Origin of the sequence: Methanothrix sp. (assembly GCF_016706325.1) — an archaeon.
In the GTDB taxonomy this organism is placed as follows: Archaea; Halobacteriota; Methanosarcinia; order Methanotrichales; family Methanotrichaceae; genus Methanothrix.
The window spans coordinates 1659684-1683626 of record NZ_JADJJX010000001.1; the positions used below are offsets into that span (position 1 = coordinate 1659684).

Below are 23943 nucleotides of genomic sequence, written 5' to 3' on the forward strand. Positions count from 1 at the left end.
AAGACTCCATCATACTGGTATCAAATCCTGGCGCTGGTCTTCTTGTACTCCTTCTCGCTGAAAAGGACGATATACTCGCTTATGCCCGATATTCTTGCAGAGCCGGTCTGCAATCTCCAGGCACTCCTCTCTGCTGCGAGAGTGGACCATGGTGTAGATGTTATAAAGCCAGTCCTCGGCAGTCTCCCTCTCATAGCAGTGAGTCACCTCCTCAGCCGCGGCATAGGCCAGCCCCACCTCCTCCACCCTCTCCGGCGGAACCCTCCAGACGATGAGGGCATTGGCCAGAATCCCCAGGGCCCGGTGGCCTATGGTGGCGGAGAACCGGCGGATGATGCCCTCCTCCTCCATGGCCAGGAGACGGGATATGACCTCCTCCTCCCCCATCCCCAGGGCCTCGCCCCAGATCCGGTATGGCCTCTCCTCCAGGCTCAATCCATCCTGTGCCACCCTGAGAAGCTCTAAATCCCGCTCATCCATCAACTCCAGCCTCCTGGATGCTGAAATGGATAACGATCCCGGCCCCGGCCGGGGATGAGGCGGGGCACATCCCCCGGATCGCCCATCACGGCATGATCGCTCCAGTAGTTGCCGCCCAGCTCAGCCCCGGCATCCCAGTGATTGTTGCCGTTGTCCGCAGCATTCTGGATGAGGTTGTCTTGGATTATGTTATGATAAAGGAGGTTGTCAGTGCAGTCGACCAGATTGATGCCAGCGATCTGGTTGGAGCAGATCTGATTGCTGGTGATATTGCAGCTGGTTGTGGTGCTCATGCGCAGACCGTAGCGGCTGTTGTTGCAGAGGGTGTTGCCTGCAATCCTCGACCTCTTGGACGAATGGACAAAGATGCCCTGGCCGTTCTCGCTGGCGGTATTGTTCACCACCTCGGCATCGGACAGCTGCTCTAAGGATATGCCGTCCCTTTGATTGGAGGTGGCAGAATTGGCCTCCAGGATGCAGGCATTGCTGCCGGCAAGGGAGATGCCCCGGCCATTTGAGGTGGCCTGATTGCCCACAATAGAGCATTTATGGGAGAGGCTCAGGAAGAGTCCATCCTTTGCATTGCCAGCAGCACTACAGTCCTGCACTCTGCACAGCCGGCAGCTATGAAGGGATATGCCGCCGTTGGAGGAGGCAGAGCTGCACTTGAGCAGGAGCAGATTGAGAGAGCCATCCAGACGGAAGCCCTCTGCGGAGCAGCCTTGAGCCCGGTTGGCCACAAACTGAATGCCGCTTGAATCCCGGCTCTCAAAGCCGGCAATACAGCCCTCGGCCTCGCAACTGGCGATGATACAGTCACGGCTTTCCTGGATGAGGATTCCCTTCTCTGATGAATCGATGCTGCCGTTCTGAATGCGGCAGCCAGAGGAGTTCACCAGCAGTATCCCCACGCTGCTATTGGATATGCTCAGATTGCGGGCCGCCACCTCCCGGCAGGATACCAATCCCAGGAAGCCGCAATCCTCAGGCACATCAGTCCCCGATCTTCCCACTAAATAGCAGACCGGCCTGCCATCGACCAGATTGCTCTGGTCTATATCCTGAGCATAACTGCCAAGAGCTGGAACCCCCATGCCCTCACCCCCATCAATGCGCAGATGGTAGCGGTTCAATTCCATGAGATTCTCCCGGAGGAGGTTTTCTCCCGATCCGCGCAATGATATGCCGTAGACATTGCGAGAGACGTGATTGGAGCGGACGATGCAGTCGTTAGAGGCGGAGAGAAGTATGCCATTGCCGTTATCATAAAGATGGTTCTCTGCCAGGTTCAATCCCCTCGCTTCATTGCTGTATATTCCCGCCCTCTCATTTGCCAGGCAATGATTCTCGGTTATATTGCAGTCCTCTGCAGCCCTGAGGCTGATGCCCACCTTCCCCCCCTCAACCCTATTCGCCACAATGAGGTTTGCCCGGGAATCGAGGACATCCATGCCGCTCACAAATCCGCCGCTGAGGTTATTTTCCCGGACCTCATTTCCATCCGAACGGGTGAGGACCAGGCCCAATCCACCGGAGAGGATGGTATTGTTGGCCACCCTGCTCCCCTTCGAGTCCTCGATCAGCACCCCTTGCAGAGTGGAGATCGTACAATCCTCGACCAGGCAGCCGGAGGTCCGGTTTATCCTCACCCCCACCCCGCCCTGAAGGCGGCAGCCCTTAACCTGGTTGTCCGGGGCGAAGATCTCGATCCCCCCTGGAGAGTTGATGCTGCACTCCAAAATGGTGTTATTGGGACCCTCCGAGCTTACTGCCGCCTTCGTCCCGGAGATGGTGCAGCGAAGAGCCCGGCAGTCTCGCGAGAGGAGGCTCAAAGAGGGATCATCCTTGCTGCTGCTGACATTGAGGTCAAAGAGCTCGCAATTCGGCGCATTGATGCTGAGCGGTCCCTCTATTGATACCCCCTCCCGGCCTTGGATCTTGAGGCTGCGGTCGATGACTGCGCCACCGTACCTTCCCGGTTGAATCTGGATGGTATCACCGGGACTGGCCTGATGTACAGCAGCAGAAATGGTCTTCGCATCACCACGGCCTCCAGGCTCGACGGTCAGGACACGGGCCTGGGATGAAGCTATCAGGAGAATGGAAATGAGAATGAAAGCGGCAATTGGTCTCATCTATCCTGGTTATGCTTTTGCAGGCTATTAAAGCTAATGCCGGCAATCGGCAAAAACTGCAGCAGAAAGATATAATAACACAGATCAAACATCTATTATCCTGGAAGGACGGTTTCCAATGACAGGGCCTTATCGCATTCTTATCATTGAGGACGATCCAGAGCATGCTGAGCTGATCCGGATGGGCTTCAGGAAGCATGATGAGTTCTTCTTGGACTTTGCTGCCACCGGGGAGGATGGCCTGGAGATGATATCCCAGGATCGATACGATCTGATCTCTGTGGACCTGGTCCTGCCCGGGATTGGAGGCCTGGATGTCCTGGTGCGGATCAGAAGGCTGGACCCTGACATCCCCGTGGTCATGGTCTCGGGCCATGGCACAACGGAGATGGTGGTGGTCGCCTTTGAGAACCGGGCGACGAAATATGTGGTCAAGAGCCTGGAGAGCTTCAAGAGCCTGCCCTATGTCTTTGAAAATCTCATACAAGAGGCGCGGTTCAAGATAAGCGAGAGGCAGATGAGAGAGTGCATCGAGAGGTCGGAGAGGATTCACAGGAACATTGTGGAGAACTCACTGGCTGGCATTTATATCCTCCAGGAGGGGGCTTTCAAACTGGCCAATCCAAAGCTGGGAGATATATTCGGCTGCACTGCGGATAGCCTTCTGGGGATGCCCTTCTGGAAGCTGGTCAAACCGGACGACATCCAGTGTGTCAGCCAGCTGGAGAGGGACCGCCAGTCCAGCATACCGATCTTCGAATCAAAGGTCGCACGCAAGGATGGGACATACCGCTGGATAGAGTTCCGCACAGTGCCCATAGAGCACGAGGGGCAGAGGGCGATGCTGGGAAATCTCCTTGATATAACGGAGAGAAAGGAGCTGGAGATAAAGATCCTCAGGGCCAACCGGGAGCTGGAAGCCATGGATAGGATAGCGGAGATCTGCCTTTCTCCCCATGAGGATACAGACAGAATGCTGACCGATCTCCTGACCTGTGTCATCGCCGGGGTGGGGGGAGTGGATGTGGGAGGGATATTCCTCCAGGAGGGCAGCAGCCTGGTGCTGAGGGCCCTGCATGGCTCAGTGGAGATCCTGATTGAGTTCATCGAGGATATCCAGGCCCGCGGCGACCTTCTCGGACCGGCTCAGTCTCATCAGGCCAAAGATGGGTCAGAGAGAGGCTGGATCTCAGCCCCGGTCATCTCCAGGGAGCAGAGGAAAGGGGCGCTGGTCTTGGCCTGTGAGGAGATTGAATGCCTGCCATTTCTGGAGAGGGCATCAATGCGCATCGGGCACCTCCTGGACGGCTCTGAGAGGGCCCGCCCAATCCTCTCCGCCTGCGCCGAGGCTGATGAGAGAGGCATAGCCCAGAACTTCATCCCCTAAACGGGGGCTGAGATAGAATTACAGTTATTGATCGAGGTTGATAATTATGCCCGGCAGCTCTTTTGGAGGGCTCTTTTGCATCACCACCTGGGGCGAGTCACATGGCAGAGCAGTGGGGGTGGTCCTGGACGGCTGCCCTGCAGGCCTGGAATTGAAGGAGGATGATATCCAAAAGGAGCTGGACCGCAGGCGTCCGGGCCAGAGCCGGGCCTCCACCCAGAGAAAGGAGGAGGACCGGGTGGAGATACTCTCCGGCATCTTCGAGGGAGAGACCACCGGCACCCCCATATCAATGCTCATCTGGAACCGGGATGCAGATTCCGGCAGCTACGACCTTCTGCGTGAGAGGCCCCGGCCCGGGCATGCCGATTATGCCTATCAGATGAGGTATGGCAGGCGCGACCACCGGGGAGGGGGGAGATCCTCTGCCCGGGAGACGGCGGGCAGGGTGGCAGCAGGGGCAGTGGCCAAGAAGCTTCTCTTAAAGGAGGGCATAGAGGTGGTCGCTTATGTGACCGAGATGGGGGGGATCGAGGCCAGGATCGATTCAGGGGATCTGGCCGAGCTCCAGGCCCGGGCAGAGGCCAACCCCATTCGTTGCCCGGATCGGGAGGCAGCAGAGAGGATGATGGTGCTATTGGATGCCGTCCGGCAGGAGGGCGATAGCCTGGGTGGGATGGTGACGATCATCGCCCGCGGGGTGCCCCCAGGTCTGGGGGATCCGGTCTTCGATAAGCTGGATGCCGACCTGGCCAAGGGGCTCATGAGCCTGGGTGCAGTGAAGGCGGTGGAGATAGGGGCTGGCCTTGGCTGCGCCAGGATGAGGGGGAGCGAGATGAACGATCCTCTGCGAGTGAAGGAGGGGAGGATCAGCTTTGAGAGCAACAATGCGGGGGGCATTACAGGAGGGATATCCACTGGAGAGGATATAGTCTGCCGGATAGCAGTCAAGCCCACCCCCTCCATTGCAAGAAGGCAGCATACCGTGGACCTGAAGAGCAGAAAGGATGTGGAGATAGAGATCAAAGGGAGGCACGACCCGGCCATACCCCCCAGAATGGTGCCCGTGGCCGAGGCCATGGTGGCTATCGTCCTGGCGGACCATCTCCTGCGTCAGAGAGTGGTAAGGCTCTGATTTTATATCTTCTCCGGGCTTACAGGAGCAGCATGCCCAAGGAATTTCGCAGCCTCATCTCACTTCAGCAAGCAAAATCGATCATCTTCGACCATCTGCCCACAGTTCAGGAGAGGTCAGTCGCCCTGGGCTCCTCTCTGGGCTGCATCCTGGCGGAGAAGGTCATATCCAGCCTGGATGTGCCCGGCTTCAGCCGCGCCTCCATGGATGGTTATGCCGTCCTCTCCCAGGACACAATCGAGGCCCGGGAGGACAGGCCCGTCTCCTTGCGCCTAGCAGGATCGGTGCCCATGGGCAGGAAGCCCGAGATCGCGATCTCTCGAGGAGAGGCAGCAGAGGTCTCCACCGGCTCCATGATGCCTCAGGGTGCTGATGCCGTGGTGATGATCGAGTACTCCCAGGTCGGGGAGGGGATGGTTCACATCCGCAGGCCGGTATTCGGGGGGGAGAACGTTCAGGCAGCAGGAAGCGACATATCCTTCGGGGAGGCGGTCCTCTTTCCGGGCACGCCAGTTGCCGCGCGGGAGATAGGCGTTCTGGCTGCCCTGGGCAGGGAGAGGGTCCGGGTGCGGAGCCTGCATATAGGCCTGGCCTCCACCGGCGCGGAGCTCGTCCCCCCGGGCAGAGAGCTCTCCTCGGGCCAGATCCATGATATCAACAGCTACACCATAGCCGCAGGGGTGGAGGAGTGTGGAGCCTGCCCCAGGGGCTATGGCATCCTGCCTGACGATAGAGGGGAGATGGCAAAGGCCCTCTTGAGGATGGCAGAAGAGTGCGATATGATCCTGGTGAGCGGCAGCACCTCCGCCGGGGTGGGGGATATGATCTATCAGGTTCTGGAGGAGATCGGGGAGCTGATCTTCCATGGGGTGAACCTCAAGCCGGGAAAGCCCACCCTCTTCGGGATGATCCAGGGCAAGCCCTGTATCGGGCTGCCCGGCTATCCCACCAGTGCTCTGACTGTCTTCACTGAGCTTGTCGCCCCGGCCATACGCTCTGCTCTGGGCCTGGAGCATAGTGAGAATAAGATCGCAGGAAGGCTGGCCGGGCCGTTGCGCACTGAAGGACGGCAGCAGATGATGGCAGTGGGCATATCCGGGGATCTGGTCTATCCAGTGGATAAGGGCAGTGGCTCGATCACCACACTGGCCCTGGCAGATGGCGTGATAGAGATCCCAGCGGGGGTGGAGTTCCTGGAAGGGGGCTCGCCGGTCCAGGTCAAGCTCTTCTCTCCCTTCCAGGCCCCCTGTCTGGTGGTGGCAGGAGAGAACTCCCTCCTCCTGGAGAGGCTGGCTGAGGATCTGCCCTGGAGGCTGATGCTCTTGAACACCGGCTCATACCGGGGAAGGATCTATTTGGAGGACGGCATTGCAGACCTGGCAGCTGTCTGGGGCCCGGCCCAGGAGGGCTCTGGGGAAGGGACAGAGACCATCTGGAGGGGCAGCAGAAGGCTGGGGCTGATCTACAGGGACCCTTCTGCTCTGGCCGATCTGGCCGATCGGAGGATTGTGGGCTGGCCTGGGGACTCGAGGATGAAGGGCTCATTCGAGCAGGCCCTGAAGGGATTGGGCGTCGATCCACCCGTCTATGCCCGCCTGGCCAAGACCCACTCTGCTGTGGCGGCCACCATCGCCTCAGGCCGGGCGGACCTGGGGTTTGGAGAAGAGGAGGCGGCAAGCCAGGCCGGCCTGGGATTCCAGCCAGTAGCAGAGGTTGAGCTGCAGCTTCTGGCTGGAGCCGGGAGAGGAAGAGATCCCAGGATGCAATCGCTTATCTCTGCCCTGCCTCTCTCGCCGCCATAGGTCCCGGTTTGAGCATCCTTGACCTGCGCTCATAATAGCTGAGAGGATGGCGAACCCTCCGGCAGAGATCGTCCTTTCCTGGGCAGTTGCCGTAGGTGGCCATGGTGGCACATGCAGGCGGCTTATAGCGGGTTCCTGTCGCTCCGGCGATGTGCTCCACCTGGTAGCGGGTGCGGTCCTGGTCGAAGTCCGGGCTGGCGGCAAAGAGGGCGATCACCTCCTCCGGGAGTCATATTGATCTGCAGGAGGAAGCTGACCAGGGCAAACCGGGCGCTGTGGGCCAGGTTGGTGCCCCGGGAGACATCATCGAGCATCTTCTTGATGCAGGGGGGAAAAGCGCCCTCTCTCACCTCACCCAAATCCATCTTCTGCCTGGCGGCCAGAGCCTCCAGCTCCCTCCTGGCCGGGGCGAGGTACTCCTCCAGGCTCTGACAGAGCCCCTCGTCCACGGGTACCGGCAGACCCCTGAGGACCCTCTCCCGGATCGCCTCCTCCAAGAGCCGCCTTAGCTCAACATCGGTAACTGTGAGATATCCGTCTGCCAGATCGCGATTGGTCAGCTTCCATTTGGGGCTGCGCATGCGGTATGCCGCCCGGATGTACTCAGAGAAATGGATCTTCCAGGGACCCGGCCCCTGAGGGTTGATCCCCAGATCGTTGGCCAGAACAACCAGCCCCTCCTTCTCCTGCTGCATCCTCTTGAAGGCCAGCTTGGCCTCTGCCAGGGCATAACGGCGCAGGAGGAGGGGATCATTCAGGCAGGAGACCATTACCCTGGCCAGTGGATAGCTGAGCAGTTCAAAGAGCTGCTCTGACTCGCTCTTCGCCCCCCCCTCGGGAATGGCCTCGCCTATTGCCCCTCGCAGGCGTTCTGCTGCTCTGGAGCGCACTGCCTGGAAGAGGGATCTGTAGAGAAGGCTATCCAGGGAGATGTTCTTGCCGCGAACCGCCTCTGCTGCCTCTTGAGTGAAAGGATAGTCCGATATCCTCATTCCGTCTCAATGCGGGGAGCGAGGAGATAGTTGATGTCCACTGACTGGCCGAGCTTGAAGACCAACCTCAGGGGATAATCTATGCCCATCTCCAGTGTGACCTCCCCTGCTTTGTTTATGGACTTTGACATATCCTCCAGGTAGTCCAGGGAGAAGAGGCTCCTCGCCTCGCCCGGCTTCATGCCCAGCAGCTCAGTGCTGGGGATCTTGAGCCTGAGGGAGTCGATATCCCCTTTGGCCTCCATATAAAAGCCCTCATCAGAGACGCCCAGGATCACATGGTCGCTCACCTTTTCCGCCGCCTTGACTGCCCTTCTCAGCTCCTGGCCGGGGAGCGTCACATGGGCTGGCAGGTCCAGATCGGGGATGCGCGGTTCCTTTCTTATGGCCGTGGGATCGATAAGGCTCAGGGTGTAGGAGAGTGAGCCCACGCCGATCTTCAGCTTATGGTTCTCCTCATCCAACTCCAACTGCACATTCTGCCCTCTATCGGCCATGCTCAAGACATCGCTTAAGCGAACCAGGTCCACGCCGATCTCACCCGGATCGGCCTTCAAATACTCGAAGGCTTCGCTGCCTATCTTGAGAGATACCATGGCCACGTTCGCAGGATCTACTGCCTTCAGCTCCAGACCGCCTTCAGATATGGAGAACTTAACCTCATCCACGAGAGATGAGACCGAGTCGATTGCATCGCGCAGAGTTTCTGCATTGATTACTGCCTTGAACATTCCTTTGAGCCTCCTGGAGAAAGATAATTTAATATTTAATATAGTTGATGCTTAGTCATACTCTCGCCAGGTATTATTACATTTGGTGCAGCGGAAGAACCGAACCTCGCTCTCATCAGCACTGCGCAACTGGCGCAGCCACCAGTATGCGACATTGTTGCCGCACTCCGGGCAGCGGGCTGTGGTGGTGGGAAGGCCGGCTGACTCCTGCTCCAGCACTGGAACCACGCGAGAAAGCTGCTCAGTTCTGCTGACCAGGGACTCGCTGGCAGCTTTGGGCAGCTTATGGCCGCACTTGCGGCAGACCATCATTCCATCTTTGGGTATCATCATGCTCTTGCATTGGGGACAGAATTCCATCGAGTTTTTTGGTTGGCACTCGTCATATTAAAGTTTGTCAGGTGCGCAAATGGCGAATAGAGCAAAGGCACAGAGGCAATAGATGAGCATAGCAATAAACGTGATCTGCCTGGACCGCCCGGGAATGTTGCGCGATATTGCCGGCGTGGTGGCCATGATGGGAGGCAACATAGTCTACACCCAGCAGTTTGTGGTGGAGAGGGGTATCAACAGCGGCAAAGCCTCAGTCTACATGGAGATCGACTGCCCTCCAGAGGATGTCAACAGGATGATAGAGGAACTGGAAGGCTCTGACTCCATAATTGAGGTCTCAGTTCATGATCCCTTTGAGAAGATCTACGGCTCACGGGTGATAATCATAGGGGGCGGGGCCCAGGTAGCCCAGGTGGCAGTGGGAGCGGTGAACGAGGCCGACAGGCACAATCTACGCGGGGAGAGGATCAGCGTGGACACCATACCCCTGATTGGAGAGGAGGCTATAGCCGATGCCGTAAGCGCAGTGAGCCGTCTGCCCAGGGCGAGCATTCTGGTGCTGGCAGGAGCGCTCATGGGCGGGCGGATCACAGAGGAGGTGGCCAGGCTTCAGGAGGAAGGAATACCGGTTATCGCTCTGAAGATGGCAGGCTCAGTTCCCTCCCAGGCGGATATGGTGGTCACAGACCCCATCCAAGCGGGCACATTTGCCGTCATGCATGTGGCCAGCACTGCCGTCTTCGATATCGCCCGGGTGAGAGGGAGGGAGTTTTAGCCCTTGAGAATCCCTGCCAGCTCGCGCAGACTGTCGCCTGAGAAGAGCTGCTCAACAGTATAGAAGTCCTCATCCGCCTGGAGCACCGGGGCGGAGAGGGTGAACACTCCATTTATGCGCAGCTCGGTGAGCGCCTCAGGGGTGCTCATATCGATGTTATCAAAAGCGATGCCCGCTTTGCTCAAGGCCGCCTTGAGCTGCTCGCATTTGGGACAGGATTTGGTGGAATAGACTCTGTATACCAATTAAATTCCTCGCCCCTCCTTTGGATGCTGTAAAATATTAGAGTTGTGGTTTTAAGTTCTGGAGAGAAGGTTCAGCGCAATGTCATGGGATAGGGTTTCTTGGACCAGACTGCATACCCCTGAGCCACTGCCCTCTCTGCACACTCCCGGCAGCAGGAGAAGTTGGCCAGGTACTCCATGCCCTCCATCTCATGCTCAAAGACGTTGTTGCAGCTCATTCCCAGGATCCTCCTGTAATCTATGCCCTTGCAGAATTCATCGTATTCTGCTTCCTGGGGCCGCTCCAGCACCACCCAGTCCCGGGGAAGAAGGACCGGCAACGTGGCCAGGGTGATGCCGCAACCGCAGGGGCCATACACATCCTCACAGTCATCATAGATGATCGCTTTGCATGAATGCTCGCTCATCTTCCACTCCTCTTGTTCCCTATTGCCCGGCAAGCTAAATAACATTTCCCGTCCGATTTGCAGACATTTCCGTTATTCTGGCGTTATATCCAAAACAGCGTAATGATATCGGGAATATCCATGAGGAAAATGGCAAACAAGCCTTTCTTTGGCAAAACAAAAATTATATAAGGAATTAAAGCTGACCAAAGATGGTATTCTGGCTTCTAAGTCCGGCTGAGCTCAAATCATGCTCTGCTGGATTCATTATCCGGATTTATGAGGTGAATGAGATATGCCAATACTTCCTGTTGCCCCGGTGAGCAGACTGATACGCGAGGCGGGGGCTAAAAGAGTGAGCGAGGGCGCGAGGGACGCGCTGGCAGAGGTTCTGGAGAGCTATGGCCTGGAGGTGGCTCGGGAGGCAGCAGGCTGGGCGAACCATGCCAAGAGGAAGACAGTCAAAGCGGAAGACATAAAAGAGGCAGTCAAAAGAGTTAAACCCCCTGCAGTTTTAGAAAGGTGATCGATGGCAACAGATAACCCTCCTGGATTAGACTACCGCCAATTGGGCCTTGTATGTGGAATTGAGATTCACCAGCAGCTGGATACCGCCTGCAAGCTCTTCTGCGGCTGCCCCACAGTTCATCGAGAGGTGGAGGATTCCAATTTTGAGTTCTTCCGCTATCTCCGCCCATCGAGAGGGGAGCTTGGGCAGATCGATCGCGCCGCCCTGGAGGAGGTATTGGTCTCGCGCAAGTTCCATTACAAGTGCTATGATACCACCTGCCTGGTGGAAGCGGATGAGGAGCCGCCATCTGAGATCGATCCTCAGGCCCTGAAGATATCCCTGGTCATCGCCCGCCTGCTGAACATGCTGATCGTGGATGAGGTCTGCACCATGAGGAAGATGGTGATAGACGGCTCCAACACCTCCGGTTTTCAGCGCACGGCCTTCATCGGCTCTAACGGGTGCATCCAGACGGACCAGGGGCCGGTGGGCATAGACATCCTCTGTCTGGAGGAGGAAGCAGCAAGGATCATCGAGGACCGGGGAGACAGCCTGGTCTACTCCCTCGACCGCCTGGGCATTCCCCTGGTGGAGATCGGGACGGCTCCCGATATCGTCTCTCCTGCTCATGCCCGGGAGGTGGCCTCATACCTGGGCATGATCCTGCGCTCCACCGGCCAGGTGAAAAGAGGCCTGGGCACCATCCGCCAGGATGTGAATGTCTCCATAAGAGGGGGTGCCCGGGTGGAGATCAAGGGGGTCCAGGCACTGAACCTGGTGGACAAGATCGTTGAGCTGGAGGCCCTCCGCCAAGCCGAGCTTCTGCAGATCAGAGAGGAGTTGAATAGAAGGCAGGCGGCAGTGGACGACAGCATATTTGATGTCACAGCGATCTTCTCCGGGACAGATTCAAAGGTTCTGGCCAGGTCGATCAAAGACGGAGGCGTGGTCCTGGCCTGCAGGCTGGCAGGATTTGCCGGATTGCTGGGAAGGCAGATCCAGCCCGGCAGAAGGCTGGGCTCAGAGATCTCAGACCGGGCCAAGAGGGCGGGGGTGGGAGGGATCTTCCATAGCGATGAGCTGCCCGCCTATGGCATCACTGCTGCTGAGGTCGAGGCGGTGAGAGATCAGCTTCAAGCCGGAGAAGAATATGCAGTGATCATGGTCACCGGACCGGAGGAGAGGGTGAGAAAGGCCATGGATGCAGTCTTAGTCCGGGCAAGAGAGGCCATGGCAGTGGTGCCGGAGGAGACGCGCCGCGCTACTCCCAATGGCTGCTCGGAGTATATGCGCCCGCTGCCCGGCTCAGCCCGGATGTACCCGGAGACGGATGTACCCTCGGTGGCGATCACAGCAGAGATGCTGGACGGGCTTGAGCTCCCCGAGCTCTTCATTGCCCGGTCGGAGCGCTTTGCCCGCGATTATGGCCTGAACCCTGAGCTGGCGCGGGTGATGGCCGCCTCCCCCAACTATCAGCTCTTCGAGGAGATATCATCCCAGATCCTGCTCTCGCCCTCCATTGTGGTCCGGGCCCTGGAGACGATTCCCATCGAGCTGGCCCGCGAGGGAGTGGATCTGTCTGTGCTCTCTGATGATCATTTCAAGGAGGCCCTGAAGCTGGTGGCGGAGGGCCGGATCGCCAAGGAAGGGCTGGCCGAGCTGTTCTGCGCCCTGGCCAAAGATCCGGAGAGATCGGTAGATGATGCCGTTTCTGCTTCCGGCCTGGCCGGGGTGGATGAGGCGGAGGTGGCAAGGATCATCAAAGCCATTGTGGCGGACAGACAGGAGCTGGTCCACAGCAAAGGGGAGAGGGCAGTGGCTCCGCTCATGGGCCTGGTGATGAAGGAGCTGAGGGGCAAGGCGGATGGTGCCCTGGTGAGCGCTATATTGAAGAAGGAAATACAAAATATACTGATCAAGTGAGCCCAGATAGACCCAAAAGACCGGATATGCTCCTCTGGGAGGAGACCCTCTTCAAAGATAGGGAGATCTTCGAGCTAGACCATCTGCCCGATCAGTTCCTGCATAGAGAGAAGCAGCTGGATAGCCTCAAATTCTGCGTCCGGCCAGCCCTGCAGGGGGGCAGACCGGTAAATGCCCTCTGCCTCGGGCCGCCGGGAACAGGAAAGACGACGGCCATCCTCAAGCTCTTCGAGGAGATCGAGGCCCATTCCTCTCGCATCGTTCCGGTGCATGTCAACTGTCAGATGGACTCCACCAGGTATGCAGTCTTCTACCAGCTCTACAAAAAGATCTTCGATCATGCCCCCCCCTCCAGCGGCATCTCCTTCAAGAGGGTCTTCGAGAGGGTGGCTCAGCATCTGGTAGATGAGGATAAGGTGCTGATAGTGGCCCTGGACGATATCAATTACCTCTTCCCGGAGAAGGAGGTAGACCAGGTCCTCTACTCCCTTCTCCGGGCACACGAGACCTGCCCTGGGGCCAGGATGGGGGTGATAGGCATCATGAGCGAGCTGGCCTTGAACTACGTCCTCGACCCCAGGGTGGTCTCGGTATTTCAGGCGGAAGAGGTGATATTTCCCCCCTACAGCCGCACAGAGATTGGAGACATCCTGAGCCGACGGGTGCAGATGGGCTTCTATCCGGGGGTGATTGCAGACGATATCCTGGTGGCTGTAGTCGACCATACAGAGAAGTCCGGGGATTTGAGGGTGGGAATAGATCTCTTGAAGAGGGCGGGCCTGAATGCAGAAAAGCGTGCCTCTCGGAGCATATCCACCCAGGACGTTGCCAGCTCGCTTGATCGCTCCCGCCTGGTCCACCTCACCTATGCCCTGAAATCCCTGAAAGAGGATGAGAGGGAGGTCTTGCGCATGGCGACTCAGCAGGAGAGCTGGCGCGCCGGGGAGCTGTTCCGCCTCTTCCATGAGAAGACGGGCTCAGGTTACACCCGATTCCATGAGATCCTGAATAAGCTGGATGCGATCCGGCTCATCAATGCCGATTTTACTGGACAGGGGGAGCGGGGACGAAGCCGCATAATTAAGGTGCGCTATGAGCCAGAGGAGATCCTCAGCCGGCTGGGTTAATAATTATTAAAGGAAGTTGCCCCCATATGATCTCTCTGGAGTAATGTATCTATATAGATTCAATAGATAAGGGCTTTAACCAGCAGATGCAATTGAACTCCAATGGACCGGCAGAGAATGATGATGCCCCGCAGGTACAGCGAGCTTTTCGTGGAGATGCTCCTGTCCATATCAGCAATCACATCCATTCTGGTCATGCTCTTGATATTCTATTTTCTCATTCACGAGAGCATCCCTGCATTCTGGGAGCTTGGCGTCATCCCCCTTTTAACCGGCATGAAATGGCATCCTTCTGGCAACATCTATGGATTCTTGCCCCTTATCACCGCATCCCTCACCATCACCATCCTCGCCCTTTTCATCAACATCGCCATCGGCTTTCCCCTGGCCATCTATCTGGCCGAGCTGGCAAGCCCCAGGAACAAGGCTATCTTAAAGCCGGCCATAGAGCTCCTGGCAGGGGTCCCCTCTATTGTATATGGCTTTTTAGGGGTGATAATCCTTGTATCCTATCTGCAGAATAGCTTTGATATGCTCACCGGGAGGTCGATTCTGGCCGGATCGATACTACTGGGAGTGATGTTCATCCCCTACCTTACCACTATCTGCGAGGATGCTCTGAGAGCAGTGCCAAGAGAGTTCAAAGAGGGCTCCTTTGCCCTGGGGGCGAACCACTGGCAGACCATAAGAAATGTCACCATACCAGCAGCATCGTCTGGAATCACTGCTGCTGTGCTTTTGAATATAGGAAGCATAATTGGCGAGACCATGGCAGTGCTCTTGGTGGTGGGCAATGTGGCCAGGATCGCACAACCCTATTACAATATCTTCGACCAGGGGGCGACATTCACCTCCGTCATCGCCGGAGAGATGGGGGAGGTGGCCAGAGGATCAACCCACTATCACGCCCTCTTTGCCGCGGGACTGGTTCTACTGATTCTGGTATCCATCCTGAGCTTGATTGCGGATTACGCCCGGATGCGGATCAAAAAGAAGTTCGGAGGATATTGAGTTGAGGATCAGGCCTGCTCTGGTGGCATCATTTGCCATAGCAGCATTCCTATTCCTCTCTTCCCTAGCCTGCCTCATCTGGCAGCCGGAGCTGGAAAGGCTGAAACCATTCTGGGAGGCCAGCCTCATCCTCTGCTCCCTATTGATTCTGGGATCATATCTGAGAGGAAAGGCCCCTTCACTGAGAACAGCGCCTTTCCTGATGCTGGATGTTCTCTTCTGTGGGATGGTATTCTACCTCTCCTATGAGGGTGCTCTCAATCCGGATTTCATCATCAAAAGGCCGCTTGGCATCGGAGCCTCATTCGAGTATTCATTCCTCTTTCCTCTGCTGGTCCTGGTCGCCAGCCTGCTGTGCATCAAGGACATAGTGAATATATTCTATGGCTTCACTGCGCGGGGAAGAGAGGCGCTGGTCTTTTTGGGCATAAGGATTTCGGCGATGCTCTCCATCATCCTTTTGGGTGGAATCCTGTTCGTCATCATCTATAAGGGCGTCTGGGTGATAAACTGGGAGTTTCTGACCCAACCCCACCGGAGGCTGGGACAGGCGGGAGGGATCAGCACTGCCATACTGGGATCATTGTGGATGGTTCTGGGAGCCATGCTCATCTCCTCCCCTCTGGGAATCGGGGCGGCAATCTACCTGCATGAGTACTCCAACAATGAGAGGCTCAACCGGCTGATCACCATTGCTGTAAGCTGCCTGAATGGCGTCCCCTCTGTGGTCTACGGCCTCTTTGGACTGGCATTCCTAGTCACCCTTTTTGGAGTCTCCCTCCTCTCCGGCTCCATCATCTTAGGCCTGATAAACATCCCCACCATAATTCTGACCAGCCAGGAGGCTTTAAAGAGCGTTCCCAACTCCCTGCGAGAGGGAAGCATGGCCCTGGGAGCTACGAAATGGCAGACCATAAGGAAGGTGGTCTTGCCCTCTGCCATGCCCGGCATCCTCACTGGGGTGATCATGGGGGTGGCCAAGGCCTCTGGGGAGACCGCGCCCATCATGTGGACTGCTGTCACCTTCACCGCCACCCCTGTGCAGATGATCTATGGAATAATCCCCGATCTCTTTCAGCCGGTGAACAATCTGAACTATCATCTGCTGAACCTGATCTATTTTCTGGGAGCATGGGATGTCGAGGCGAGGGCCTGGGGTACAGCTCTGGTTTTGATATCGCTGGTCTTGAGCACCAATCTACTGGCTATTGTGGTGCGAAATCACTACCGGAAGAGGATCTCCTGGTGAATGTCCCGATGCCTGGCACGAGCCGGGCGAAGGAAGTGAAATAGAGGAGTGACGGCCAAAGGATGCTCAAAAAATATTATACATCCATTTATGCCATAAGGCAGCTCATTGTCCGGCGGAGAAGCTCCTGCACCTTGCCCGCCTCTTCGCCCTTCAGGTCGGATGGCATCAGGGGAAGGGCGACCAAGACTGCTCTATCCAGCCTCTGCCTGGCCTTGGGCCCCCACTGGCTCTTTGCCCTCACCAGCTCACGCTGAAGGGCACTGATGCTGATTGAGATCGTCCGAAGCTCCTCTTCTACCTGGCCGGTGCTCTTATTCCTGCAGTTCATATTCCAGCCCCGCAGGACGGCAGAGGTGAGACCAGACTTATGACCCTCAGGAATCCCCATAGCCTTCAATAAATCCAATATCAGGCCGAGCTTAAGCGATCTCACCTCGCCCCCTCTTGCCGTCAGGCCTCCTCTTTGGATGAGTGCTTCATAATACTTGAGAATGCCTGTGAGGCCATCAACATAACGTATATCACCATATTCAAATGAATTGATCATATAACTCACCTATAAGCTCAAAATTGAATTGGAACATCTCGATGAAGATCGGTGGAAATCTCTGCGAAATAGCGATTCAGCACTCTTCCCTTCGAGGGAACGGAGCAGATGATACGCTCTGAGCTCGCTGTCAAATCGTTTGCACCAACTGGAGATTGCCGCCACCCAATATATCTCTTGTCTCATTAAACTATATAGAGCTATTTAAGGTATATAGAATGATTTAAGATATATAGAATCGTTTGAGTCACCAGAGCATCTCTGCCCGGCTGCAGGAAGACGGGAGGGCAAAAGAGGAGGGAATAAAATAGCCTGCTGCTGCACTCAGTCCTAGGCCTTCTCCTTCTCAGTCAGATTATAAATCTCGGGAATGACGCTCTGTATGCTCCTGAAATCCTCGAGCAGTTTTAGTCCCTTGGGGGTGGTTGTAAAGATGACCGATGACTTGTTGGTTGTCGAGACATCTAAAAGCCCATTTTTTGTAAGCAGATCGATATAAGGAATTACAGTCCTAAAGTTGAGGTTTGATTGGTAGACGATTTTTGTCTTGCTCGCGCCCTCAATGCAGACATCTAATATTTGGGATATTATGGCATCTTTGCTTCTCTTCATCTACGTCCCCCACTGCATGATTCTATTGCATCCCGAATCTTATACGCTCAGGAAGGCTTTTCTCTAAACGAGCAGTATTGACTTGGCATCACAGTTACATATAAATCTATCGCACTGCTCTGAAGATTGCTTGATATCATGCGATCTGCCCGGCGCGCTTCCTCTAGATATTTACAAAACCTATAAAGATTTAATTTTTTACATATACAACGCATTAATCTAAAACCAATATTGTCCAATATAAATATATATGAGGACGGAGTGTTACATCTGATATGAATGTTGATACGTATTCGCGATTCTAATACAACCCATACACAGGGAAATTATCATAAATTAATAAAATAAAATTAAAAATTATGTAAATAATTAATAAGTATTCAGTTGATATTTGAACAGTCTGGGGAATAGTGGAGGCTCTGAATCCGAATCGGAGGATGAGCAGAGAGAACATCGATATTGCCGTTGCGGTTTTGAATATCTCCTCCCGCTGTGTCCATCAGCCCAGGCCCAGCCCATAATCAGCGATAAAGATTGATATACCTGAGCGGACAGACTCTGATATGTGTGTGATGTACTAAAGGTATGGAAGCCTTTTAAGCGCTTTGGGGTGGAAGTTTTATATGGGCGTTGCGAAATACAGGCCTGCAATCAAGATCGTCCTCAAGCTTCTTGACTGCATTGCAAAGAGCCAGTCAAAGGGGCGTGCTCTGAAGACCCATATAATCCAGTGCGCCAATCTGAAGACGACTTCGGCAGAGAAGTATATCAACATGCTAAAAGATGCCGGGTATGTGGAGGAGAAGAGAGTGGCATGGGGGGCGAGGGAGGTAATTGTGTACGAACTAACCCCCCTAGGCAAATCAAGGCATGAATGGTTCAAAACTATCAATGATGAGCTCTTTGTGTCAGATGAATTGGCAAGTGAGTGAGAATGATGGATAATAAAGCCTCGATAGATGCGATATATGATCTGGTAGAGCGCGCGGAGCAGAAGAAGAAACGGCTCACTCTTACGATCATTGCAGTATCAATATCATCACTGCTTGGCATCTCAATAGATGCATTTGCTTTAATGGCCTTTTTGAATCGAAAAGGAGACATGGATGCAGCCATTATCCTGTTGATTGTGGTAATATCTGCTATATCGGTAATCCTTGCCCTCCAGGCGGGCAGGAGGTTTCTTGTCCTGAAGAGGCTGAACCAGAACCTTGGGCCCATTGGTGAGCTGGAGGAGACCATATATAATGAGGTTCTGAGGCACAACATCGATAATTAAGATCACCGCCATCTTTTTTCTGTGGGCGAGCTTGGGGATGCTACTCCCCCCATTTATGCCTTTACTCCTCTGTGGCGAAATCGGGGTGCTTGGCCCCTCCGCAAAGAGACCAAGGCATAAAGAGAGATTCCCATTAGTACCATACCCATATGGTTTAGCGAAGAGCCATAATCAATGATCCAGCACTGAGATTTCTGCCTCTATTCGTATTATGTACCCTTCACAGATTCCAGATTCTGAAATCCAGCTAAACTGAGCATGCGACCTGAAGCATACCCCATCCTTTGGGGCGGAGGGCAGCGCGCAACCTGATATTGTCAGCTTTATTTTAATTCATATAAACAAGTTATTACTATCATTATAGTTTTTTAGAGGACTTACAAGGCTAAATAGTATAAAATATAAAAAAAAGCATTGGGGAAGATAGACCCATAAGGAGGCAACTTATGGAGGCAAATGCTTTCTTATCAGATCTACCTTAGTCTCCTATAAAGACGGCTATCATTTATATGTTTTATGGAGTAACAACACGCCTTAATTGTCACCTGTGAAAGGTACGGAAGAGTTTAAATAATTCCTCCAATACAGAGCGAGGATTTTAAATCAGTGAGAGGATCATGATCGATTCAGGAGATGCCTGATCGCAATCAGCATCAAGATTCTGAATCTCATCGAATAGAAGCAGCCGGTCGTGAGCCTCTAATGGGTTTGAGTTTTGTAATATGGAAAAGTCAAGAGTTCCTGCAAGCTCCAGACATGATCGATTAAGCCAGCTTGCTTCGCGGGACTATTGAACTTCGTTATGCCCATCTCATTTCTATATTTTAGAGCACGATGCTTTCGGCAGTAGTTGAAGTGCGCGAAATATAGGGTCATTTGGTTATTCAATTCTGCAGTCTCCTTAGAGAAACCTATGGTTTTCCTTGATATGCGGTTATTATCTTGTCTGCATGTCAGGTTTTGCCGTTCAATGTAGCTGGTAGATATCATTTTGTGGTCTATATCTTTGCCAAATATGATTCTCTTGACCACTTTTTTAGTCTACCGTTGACCCTCATTTTAATGACTTGAGCATATTGTAATAGTTCATCTACGATTAATTTAGGACTTCGAGGTCGCCCTCGCTTGCCTGTTGGTGCGAACGGCTGTAGTTTTCCATATTGCTTTCGAAGAGCTGCTGCATATAGTCTTAATCCATCTGTCACAAAGAGCGGCATTGATCTGAGTCTTTTGGCAGTATTTGAAACGAGCTGATCTGCATTTTCCTGAGATCGCTCACCGATAACATGTGAAAGCACCAACCTGCAATTTGCAGCCATGCTTATCCAGATCCAAGTTCCTTTATCTTCGTATTCACCTTCTCTGGGTAGTGTTTTTCCCCACAAAAGTCCATGCCTCGTCCATCTCTACCTTTGGGGTCTCTACATCCTTCAAGACAACTTCATTGACTTTTTCACTATGCTTTGCTGCTTTCGAGATCCAAGTGCTTACAGTAGATGGTTTTGACTCAAGGATCTCAGCTATTCCTAAGACACTCATTCCACGCATGGCCATTTTTAGAGCCAGCTTGATCTTTTCTTCGTTTGTTCTTGTGTCATAGAATGCAGTGTTAGTTCTATCACAGAATCTGGTACCACATGTGTGGCAAATATATTTCCTGACCTTGCCGGAGCTTATCTTGTAAGTTCCGTACACAGTGACGTTTCCTTTCCCAGCAATTCCAAATAGATTGCACTGCTCATTCGGGCATGCTACATCCAAGAATCGAGGCTTTGGACCTCTTTTGCCCATTTTGCTACACCCCATGTAGCATATAGGAATAGGTTATATAAATAACAGCCGATTGTAGATTCACGACCGTAATATGAGAATGAACATAATATAGCAATTTAGCTCGATCCTGCTTTGCACGAATTAAATTTAAAAATTATTATGGAGTTATATTTTATTTCTGCTTGAATTGGGATATTCAGTTCAATCTTATATTTTCCAACATATCAAATTATTTTTCACAGCTTCATGAATATCTTAATGTGTTGATTAATCAATACAGATGTCGGAAATGTGCTTGTTTATTTTAATAAATAGTAGAAACTATTTTCTAGAAAATTTAGTATAAAATATCAATTAACCTTGATTGAAAAATCATAAGGTCGCAGTCTATTGATTTGTTACATTTCAAATAAACTACAGAATGAGATGCAAATTGAGATATTCTCAATTGCATTTATCATCATAGTAAAATAGCACAATTAGATGTTATTCACCAAAATTGTTTTATAGATTATACAAGCATAATTTTAATCTGATAAACTATATGGTTAGTATTTCAGATAAGTATAACTAGTACCATAAATATTACTTTATTGTTTAAAATAAACAGTATGGCCGGAACCAAAAAGAGATCTGCAGAAGCTTCTCGACTTGGATGAGCTGTATGGGGAGGGTAGAAATGGATTGGCTGATACTTGCATTCCTGGGAACAATCTTTTTTTCAGGAGCGGGTGTACTGGATAAGTTACTGCTAAGCAACTGCACAAACGATTTCACAGCCTACATAGTCTGCCAGACATTAATCCAGCAGCTCTTCATTATACCTGTGCTGCTATTTGCAGAAATAGAGTTCACGTACCCTGGATCTCTGATCGCTCTCCTCTTCGGCTGCATGCAGATATTTCCCACCTTCTTTTATATGAAGGCCCTGCAGACAGAAGAGGTCTCAAAGGTATCCGCATTGGAGTGTGTCTATCCAGTATTCATCTTCATAGGTTCCATCATTCTCTTCGGTGAGATTCTGGACCTGGAGTGCTGTGCTGGCGGAGCCATGCTCATACTAGGCACCTTCATTCTCTCCTACAAGAGAGGGGGCAACCACCATGACACCAATAACAGATATGCAAAGATGCTGAAGGGCATCACATCCCCATCCCCTACAATCAAGCTGTTCATAGCATACTGGATTCTGACCGCCATATACTACCTAGCTCTGAAATATCTTCTGAACTCCATGAGTGAGTGGAACTTTCATGTCTGGTCATCGATTGGCACCCTAATAGTGATAATGCCTCTCATGAGCAGGCAGAGCATTCGCACTGGGGTAAAGAATATCTTTGGCCGGGGAGGCCTTGCTGTAGGCGCATTGATATCCGAGGAAGCCCTCCAATTCCTGGGGCATATCTTCTCCCTCTTCGCCTATGCCATTGGATCGGTCACACTGGTATCCAGCGTAGGAGCTCTTCAGCCCGTTCTGACGGTGATACTGATCATGATCTTAGGAGCCATGGCTCCAAAGCTGGCCAGGAGGTTGGATGAGAAGACGGACAGAGAATCACTCGCTCAAAAGGGGGTTGCTTTCCTGGTCGTTCTGATCGGAATATACTTCGTGAGCTGACCTGCCAGCATTGGCCGAGTCATCCCGCCGAAATGTGCTGGAGGCAAGGAGGCAAAAAAGTTACTGGATCTATCCTGATCTGCTCCTTCCCTGTCTGGGAGGGATCACATAGTTCCAGCGCCAGATCTTGAAGCTTACTGCAAGTATCCACAGGAATATGGCCAGTATCAACAGAGCTTGAAGCCACTCTACAATAGCAATTACATCCATACCTACACCATTCAAGTGCCTTCTCTTTTATCTGATAAAGGTTTTGGATGCAAAGGATGATATGGGGTGAGATAATCTCTCCGGGATAGACTCTTCAGAGGCCTATGATGCTAGTTGTGACCTTCCTTGGGACTGCCGGATCGCTCCCCACACCAGAGAGGAACCCTTCCGCCATACTGATCAACCGCGAAGGGGATCTGATTCTCTTTGACTGCGGAGAAGGAACGCAAAGGCAGATGATGCGCGCCAGAACGGGTATGATGCGCTTGAATTATATCTTTTTGACTCATCTTCATGCCGATCATATCCTGGGCATCCCCGGTATCCTGGAGACGCTGGCCTTTCAGGGCAGAGTGGAGCCCATAACCATCGCCGGGCCGATACATACCAGGCGAATGGTGGAGTGCTTCAAGTCAGTATGCTACTTCTCCAGAAACTTCGAGGTTACTGCCCTGGAGCTGCAACCGGGGGATGTGTTGAAGATGAAGGGATATCAGGTTAGGACCATAGAGACCCATCACAGTGTTCCCAGCCTGGGCTATATTCTGGAGGAGGATCGGCGGCCCGGAAGGTTCGATCGCAATGCTGCCATCTCCCTGGGCGTGCCTCCAGGGCCTTTATTCGGAAGGCTGCAGCGCGGCCAGGAGGTGGTGGTTGAGGGAAGGACGATTCAACCTCAGCAGGTCATGGGCCCGGAGAGGCCGGGAAGAAAGCTCGTTTATACTGGAGATACCAGGCCCTGCCGGTCGGTGGAGCTGGCCAGCCGCGCAGCAGATCTTCTCATCCATGACTCAACTCTTGCCAGCGATATGGCTGATTGGGCCCTGGAGACGAAGCACAGCACGGCAAAAGAGGCGGCAGAGCTGGCCAGGCGCGCTGGCGTCAGGCATCTGGTCCTGACTCACATAAGCTCCCGTTACTCTAAGGACTCCTCGCCGCTATTGAATGAGGCCCGGTCTGTATTTCATAGGACGGATGTGGCAGAGGACCTGATGTCGCTGGAGATAGGGCTCAGGGATGAGTGAGGATCTGAATACCAGTCGTGATCTTCAAACCGGCAATGATCTTCAAATCAATCCTTCTAATCCATCCAGGCCATCTAATCTCCCATATCCTCTTTCATTCTCTTCTCCTGCTCTTCCCTCAAAGACTTCATGATCTCCAAGGAGATCTCATCCTCCCTGCCGATCAGGGAGATGTTCAGGGATTCCAAGGCGGATTCTATCATGCCCCGGCTGCATTCCAGGTCCATGCCTCTGCTCTCAGATACAATGCCCTGCCGGAAGAGGTCATCTATCCGATCGGCTGGCAGGCCGAGGGCAGTTGCAGCAGAGACCGCCCTGCCAAACATCTCCATGTCGATGTAATACTGTATTCCATCCTGATAGAGCATCCGGGATTGGCTCGTTCTCCCTGCGTTCTTGGCTATGAGGGCGGCCCAGAGATAGTCGCCGGCGTCCACCAGGATCCTTATGGCCTCATCGATCATTCCCCTATCTCTGGCCAGGGCGGCAGCATATTCTATTTCCCCTGCCTGCACCAGAACAGATATGCTCTCTTCTATCAGGTCATTCGGCAGAGCACTGCGGTTTTCACTTTCCATCAGATAGTAGACCTTCTGCTCAAAGGTCATCCTCTCAAATTCCTCTCTCAAGCTCATGTCTCCCAAGTGGAATCGA

Annotated in this window: 25 protein-coding genes and 1 pseudogene; 13 read left to right on the plus strand and 13 right to left on the minus strand. The window is 53.5% G+C overall.

All coding sequences use genetic code 11. From position 1 onward, the window contains the following. Positions 1-9 precede the first annotated feature (9 nt). Both IPI63_RS08595 and IPI63_RS08600 read right to left on the minus strand, forming a co-directional pair. On the minus strand, positions 10-480 hold the full coding sequence (locus tag IPI63_RS08595; protein WP_292477964.1) for an Lrp/AsnC family transcriptional regulator: 471 nt from the start codon (positions 478-480) through the stop codon (positions 10-12). After that, positions 480-2615: a nitrous oxide reductase family maturation protein NosD gene (locus IPI63_RS08600; RefSeq protein ID WP_292477965.1), complete on the minus strand. Its 2136-nt coding sequence runs from the start codon at positions 2613-2615 to the stop codon at positions 480-482. The genes IPI63_RS08595 and IPI63_RS08600 overlap by 1 nt, the downstream gene beginning before the upstream one ends. 118 nt (positions 2616-2733) lie before the next feature. On the opposite strand from IPI63_RS08600, the gene IPI63_RS08605 reads away from it, so the two are divergent. The 3 genes from IPI63_RS08605 to IPI63_RS08615 are packed head-to-tail and all read left to right on the plus strand — an operon-like array spanning position 2734 to position 6939. Continuing rightward, the gene (locus IPI63_RS08605; RefSeq protein WP_292477966.1) at positions 2734-4002 is read left to right on the plus strand and encodes a PAS domain S-box protein; all 1269 of its coding nucleotides are present in this window, start codon (positions 2734-2736) and stop codon (positions 4000-4002) included. A gap of 46 nt (positions 4003-4048) precedes the next feature. After that, the gene (aroC, locus tag IPI63_RS08610) at positions 4049-5137 is read left to right on the plus strand and encodes a chorismate synthase (protein ID WP_292477967.1); all 1089 of its coding nucleotides are present in this window, start codon (positions 4049-4051) and stop codon (positions 5135-5137) included. A gap of 32 nt (positions 5138-5169) precedes the next feature. Continuing rightward, complete coding sequence (locus IPI63_RS08615; RefSeq protein WP_292477968.1) at positions 5170-6939, plus strand: molybdopterin biosynthesis protein; 1770 nt, start codon at positions 5170-5172, stop codon at positions 6937-6939. Here IPI63_RS08615 and IPI63_RS08620 read toward each other — a convergent pair. From IPI63_RS08620 to IPI63_RS08635, 4 genes are read right to left on the minus strand one after another with little or no spacing between them, the layout of a single operon-like run. Next, the gene (locus tag IPI63_RS08620; protein WP_292477969.1) at positions 6908-7156 is read right to left on the minus strand and encodes a hypothetical protein; all 249 of its coding nucleotides are present in this window, start codon (positions 7154-7156) and stop codon (positions 6908-6910) included. The two genes, IPI63_RS08615 and IPI63_RS08620, sit on opposite strands and share 32 nt — an antisense overlap. Continuing rightward, positions 7062-7931: a DNA primase regulatory subunit PriL gene (locus IPI63_RS08625; protein WP_292477970.1), complete on the minus strand. Its 870-nt coding sequence runs from the start codon at positions 7929-7931 to the stop codon at positions 7062-7064. Before IPI63_RS08625 ends, IPI63_RS08620 begins: the two co-directional genes overlap by 95 nt. Next, complete coding sequence (pcn, locus tag IPI63_RS08630) at positions 7928-8662, minus strand: proliferating cell nuclear antigen (pcna) (RefSeq protein WP_214064618.1); 735 nt, start codon at positions 8660-8662, stop codon at positions 7928-7930. The genes IPI63_RS08625 and pcn overlap by 4 nt, the downstream gene beginning before the upstream one ends. Positions 8663-8713: 51 nt before the next feature. Further along, positions 8714-9022 (minus strand): transcription factor S, encoded by a 309-nt coding sequence (locus IPI63_RS08635; protein ID WP_214064619.1) that lies wholly within the window; start codon positions 9020-9022, stop codon positions 8714-8716. Between the two features lie 82 nt (positions 9023-9104). Between IPI63_RS08635 and IPI63_RS08640 the strand changes: the two genes are divergently transcribed. Next, on the plus strand, positions 9105-9770 hold the full coding sequence (locus IPI63_RS08640; protein ID WP_292477971.1) for a DUF5612 domain-containing protein: 666 nt from the start codon (positions 9105-9107) through the stop codon (positions 9768-9770). On the opposite strand, the gene IPI63_RS08645 is transcribed toward IPI63_RS08640, so the two are convergent. Together IPI63_RS08645 and IPI63_RS08650 are read right to left on the minus strand one after the other, a co-directional pair. Further along, complete coding sequence (locus tag IPI63_RS08645) at positions 9767-10015, minus strand: glutaredoxin domain-containing protein (protein WP_292477972.1); 249 nt, start codon at positions 10013-10015, stop codon at positions 9767-9769. The two genes, IPI63_RS08640 and IPI63_RS08645, sit on opposite strands and share 4 nt — an antisense overlap. 71 nt (positions 10016-10086) lie before the next feature. Continuing rightward, positions 10087-10422, minus strand: a complete 336-nt coding sequence (locus IPI63_RS08650; protein ID WP_292477973.1) for a hypothetical protein — start codon at positions 10420-10422, stop codon at positions 10087-10089. Between the two features lie 274 nt (positions 10423-10696). On the opposite strand from IPI63_RS08650, the gene IPI63_RS08655 reads away from it, so the two are divergent. The 5 genes from IPI63_RS08655 to pstA all read left to right on the plus strand — a co-directional run bounded on the left by IPI63_RS08655 (position 10697) and on the right by pstA (position 16222). Further along, entirely contained in the window at positions 10697-10927 is a 231-nt protein-coding gene (locus IPI63_RS08655) for a histone family protein (RefSeq protein WP_214064623.1), read from the plus strand. 3 nt (positions 10928-10930) lie between these two features. Continuing rightward, on the plus strand, positions 10931-12835 hold the full coding sequence (gatE, locus tag IPI63_RS08660; RefSeq protein ID WP_292477974.1) for a Glu-tRNA(Gln) amidotransferase subunit GatE: 1905 nt from the start codon (positions 10931-10933) through the stop codon (positions 12833-12835). A gap of 26 nt (positions 12836-12861) precedes the next feature. Next, a complete protein-coding gene (locus IPI63_RS08665) occupies positions 12862-13962 on the plus strand; it encodes an ORC1-type DNA replication protein (RefSeq protein WP_366850904.1) in 1101 nt (366 codons plus the stop codon). Positions 13963-14064: 102 nt separating this feature from the next. Next, positions 14065-14973 carry a phosphate ABC transporter permease subunit PstC gene (gene pstC, locus IPI63_RS08670; RefSeq protein ID WP_292477976.1) on the plus strand — a complete coding sequence of 303 codons (909 nt, stop codon included), beginning with the start codon at positions 14065-14067 and terminating at the stop codon, positions 14971-14973. A gap of 1 nt (position 14974) precedes the next feature. Continuing rightward, the gene (gene pstA / locus IPI63_RS08675; RefSeq protein WP_292477977.1) at positions 14975-16222 is read left to right on the plus strand and encodes a phosphate ABC transporter permease PstA; all 1248 of its coding nucleotides are present in this window, start codon (positions 14975-14977) and stop codon (positions 16220-16222) included. Between the two features lie 88 nt (positions 16223-16310). Here the strand turns inward: pstA and IPI63_RS08680 are convergent, their stop codons facing one another. Together IPI63_RS08680 and IPI63_RS08685 are read right to left on the minus strand one after the other, a co-directional pair. Continuing rightward, complete coding sequence (locus IPI63_RS08680; protein ID WP_214080190.1) at positions 16311-16772, minus strand: hypothetical protein; 462 nt, start codon at positions 16770-16772, stop codon at positions 16311-16313. A 330-nt stretch (positions 16773-17102) separates the two neighbouring features. Continuing rightward, positions 17103-17384, minus strand: coding sequence for a winged helix-turn-helix domain-containing protein (locus tag IPI63_RS08685; protein WP_214064544.1), 282 nt, complete (start codon positions 17382-17384; stop codon positions 17103-17105). Between the two features lie 623 nt (positions 17385-18007). Between IPI63_RS08685 and IPI63_RS08690 the strand changes: the two genes are divergently transcribed. Further along, entirely contained in the window at positions 18008-18316 is a 309-nt protein-coding gene (locus IPI63_RS08690) for a winged helix-turn-helix domain-containing protein (RefSeq protein ID WP_214064545.1), read from the plus strand. Next, complete coding sequence (locus tag IPI63_RS08695; protein WP_292477979.1) at positions 18313-18663, plus strand: hypothetical protein; 351 nt, start codon at positions 18313-18315, stop codon at positions 18661-18663. The genes IPI63_RS08690 and IPI63_RS08695 overlap by 4 nt, the downstream gene beginning before the upstream one ends. A gap of 699 nt (positions 18664-19362) precedes the next feature. Here the strand turns inward: IPI63_RS08695 and IPI63_RS08700 are convergent. Further along, a pseudogene (locus tag IPI63_RS08700) lies at positions 19363-20454 on the minus strand (IS1 family transposase). A 661-nt stretch (positions 20455-21115) separates the two neighbouring features. Between IPI63_RS08700 and IPI63_RS08705 the strand changes: the two are divergent. Further along, on the plus strand, positions 21116-22054 hold the full coding sequence (locus IPI63_RS08705; protein WP_214080370.1) for an EamA family transporter: 939 nt from the start codon (positions 21116-21118) through the stop codon (positions 22052-22054). A gap of 69 nt (positions 22055-22123) precedes the next feature. Here IPI63_RS08705 and IPI63_RS08710 read toward each other — a convergent pair whose 3' ends face one another. Beyond that, complete coding sequence (locus IPI63_RS08710) at positions 22124-22279, minus strand: hypothetical protein (protein WP_214066317.1); 156 nt, start codon at positions 22277-22279, stop codon at positions 22124-22126. A 92-nt stretch (positions 22280-22371) separates the two neighbouring features. Here IPI63_RS08710 and IPI63_RS08715 point away from each other — a divergent pair, with 92 nt between their 5' ends. After that, complete coding sequence (locus IPI63_RS08715; protein WP_214066324.1) at positions 22372-23289, plus strand: ribonuclease Z; 918 nt, start codon at positions 22372-22374, stop codon at positions 23287-23289. A 74-nt stretch (positions 23290-23363) separates the two neighbouring features. Here the strand turns inward: IPI63_RS08715 and IPI63_RS08720 are convergent, their stop codons facing one another. Then, positions 23364-23924, minus strand: coding sequence for a hypothetical protein (locus IPI63_RS08720; RefSeq protein ID WP_292477982.1), 561 nt, complete (start codon positions 23922-23924; stop codon positions 23364-23366). Between the last annotated feature and the right edge of the window lie 19 nt (positions 23925-23943).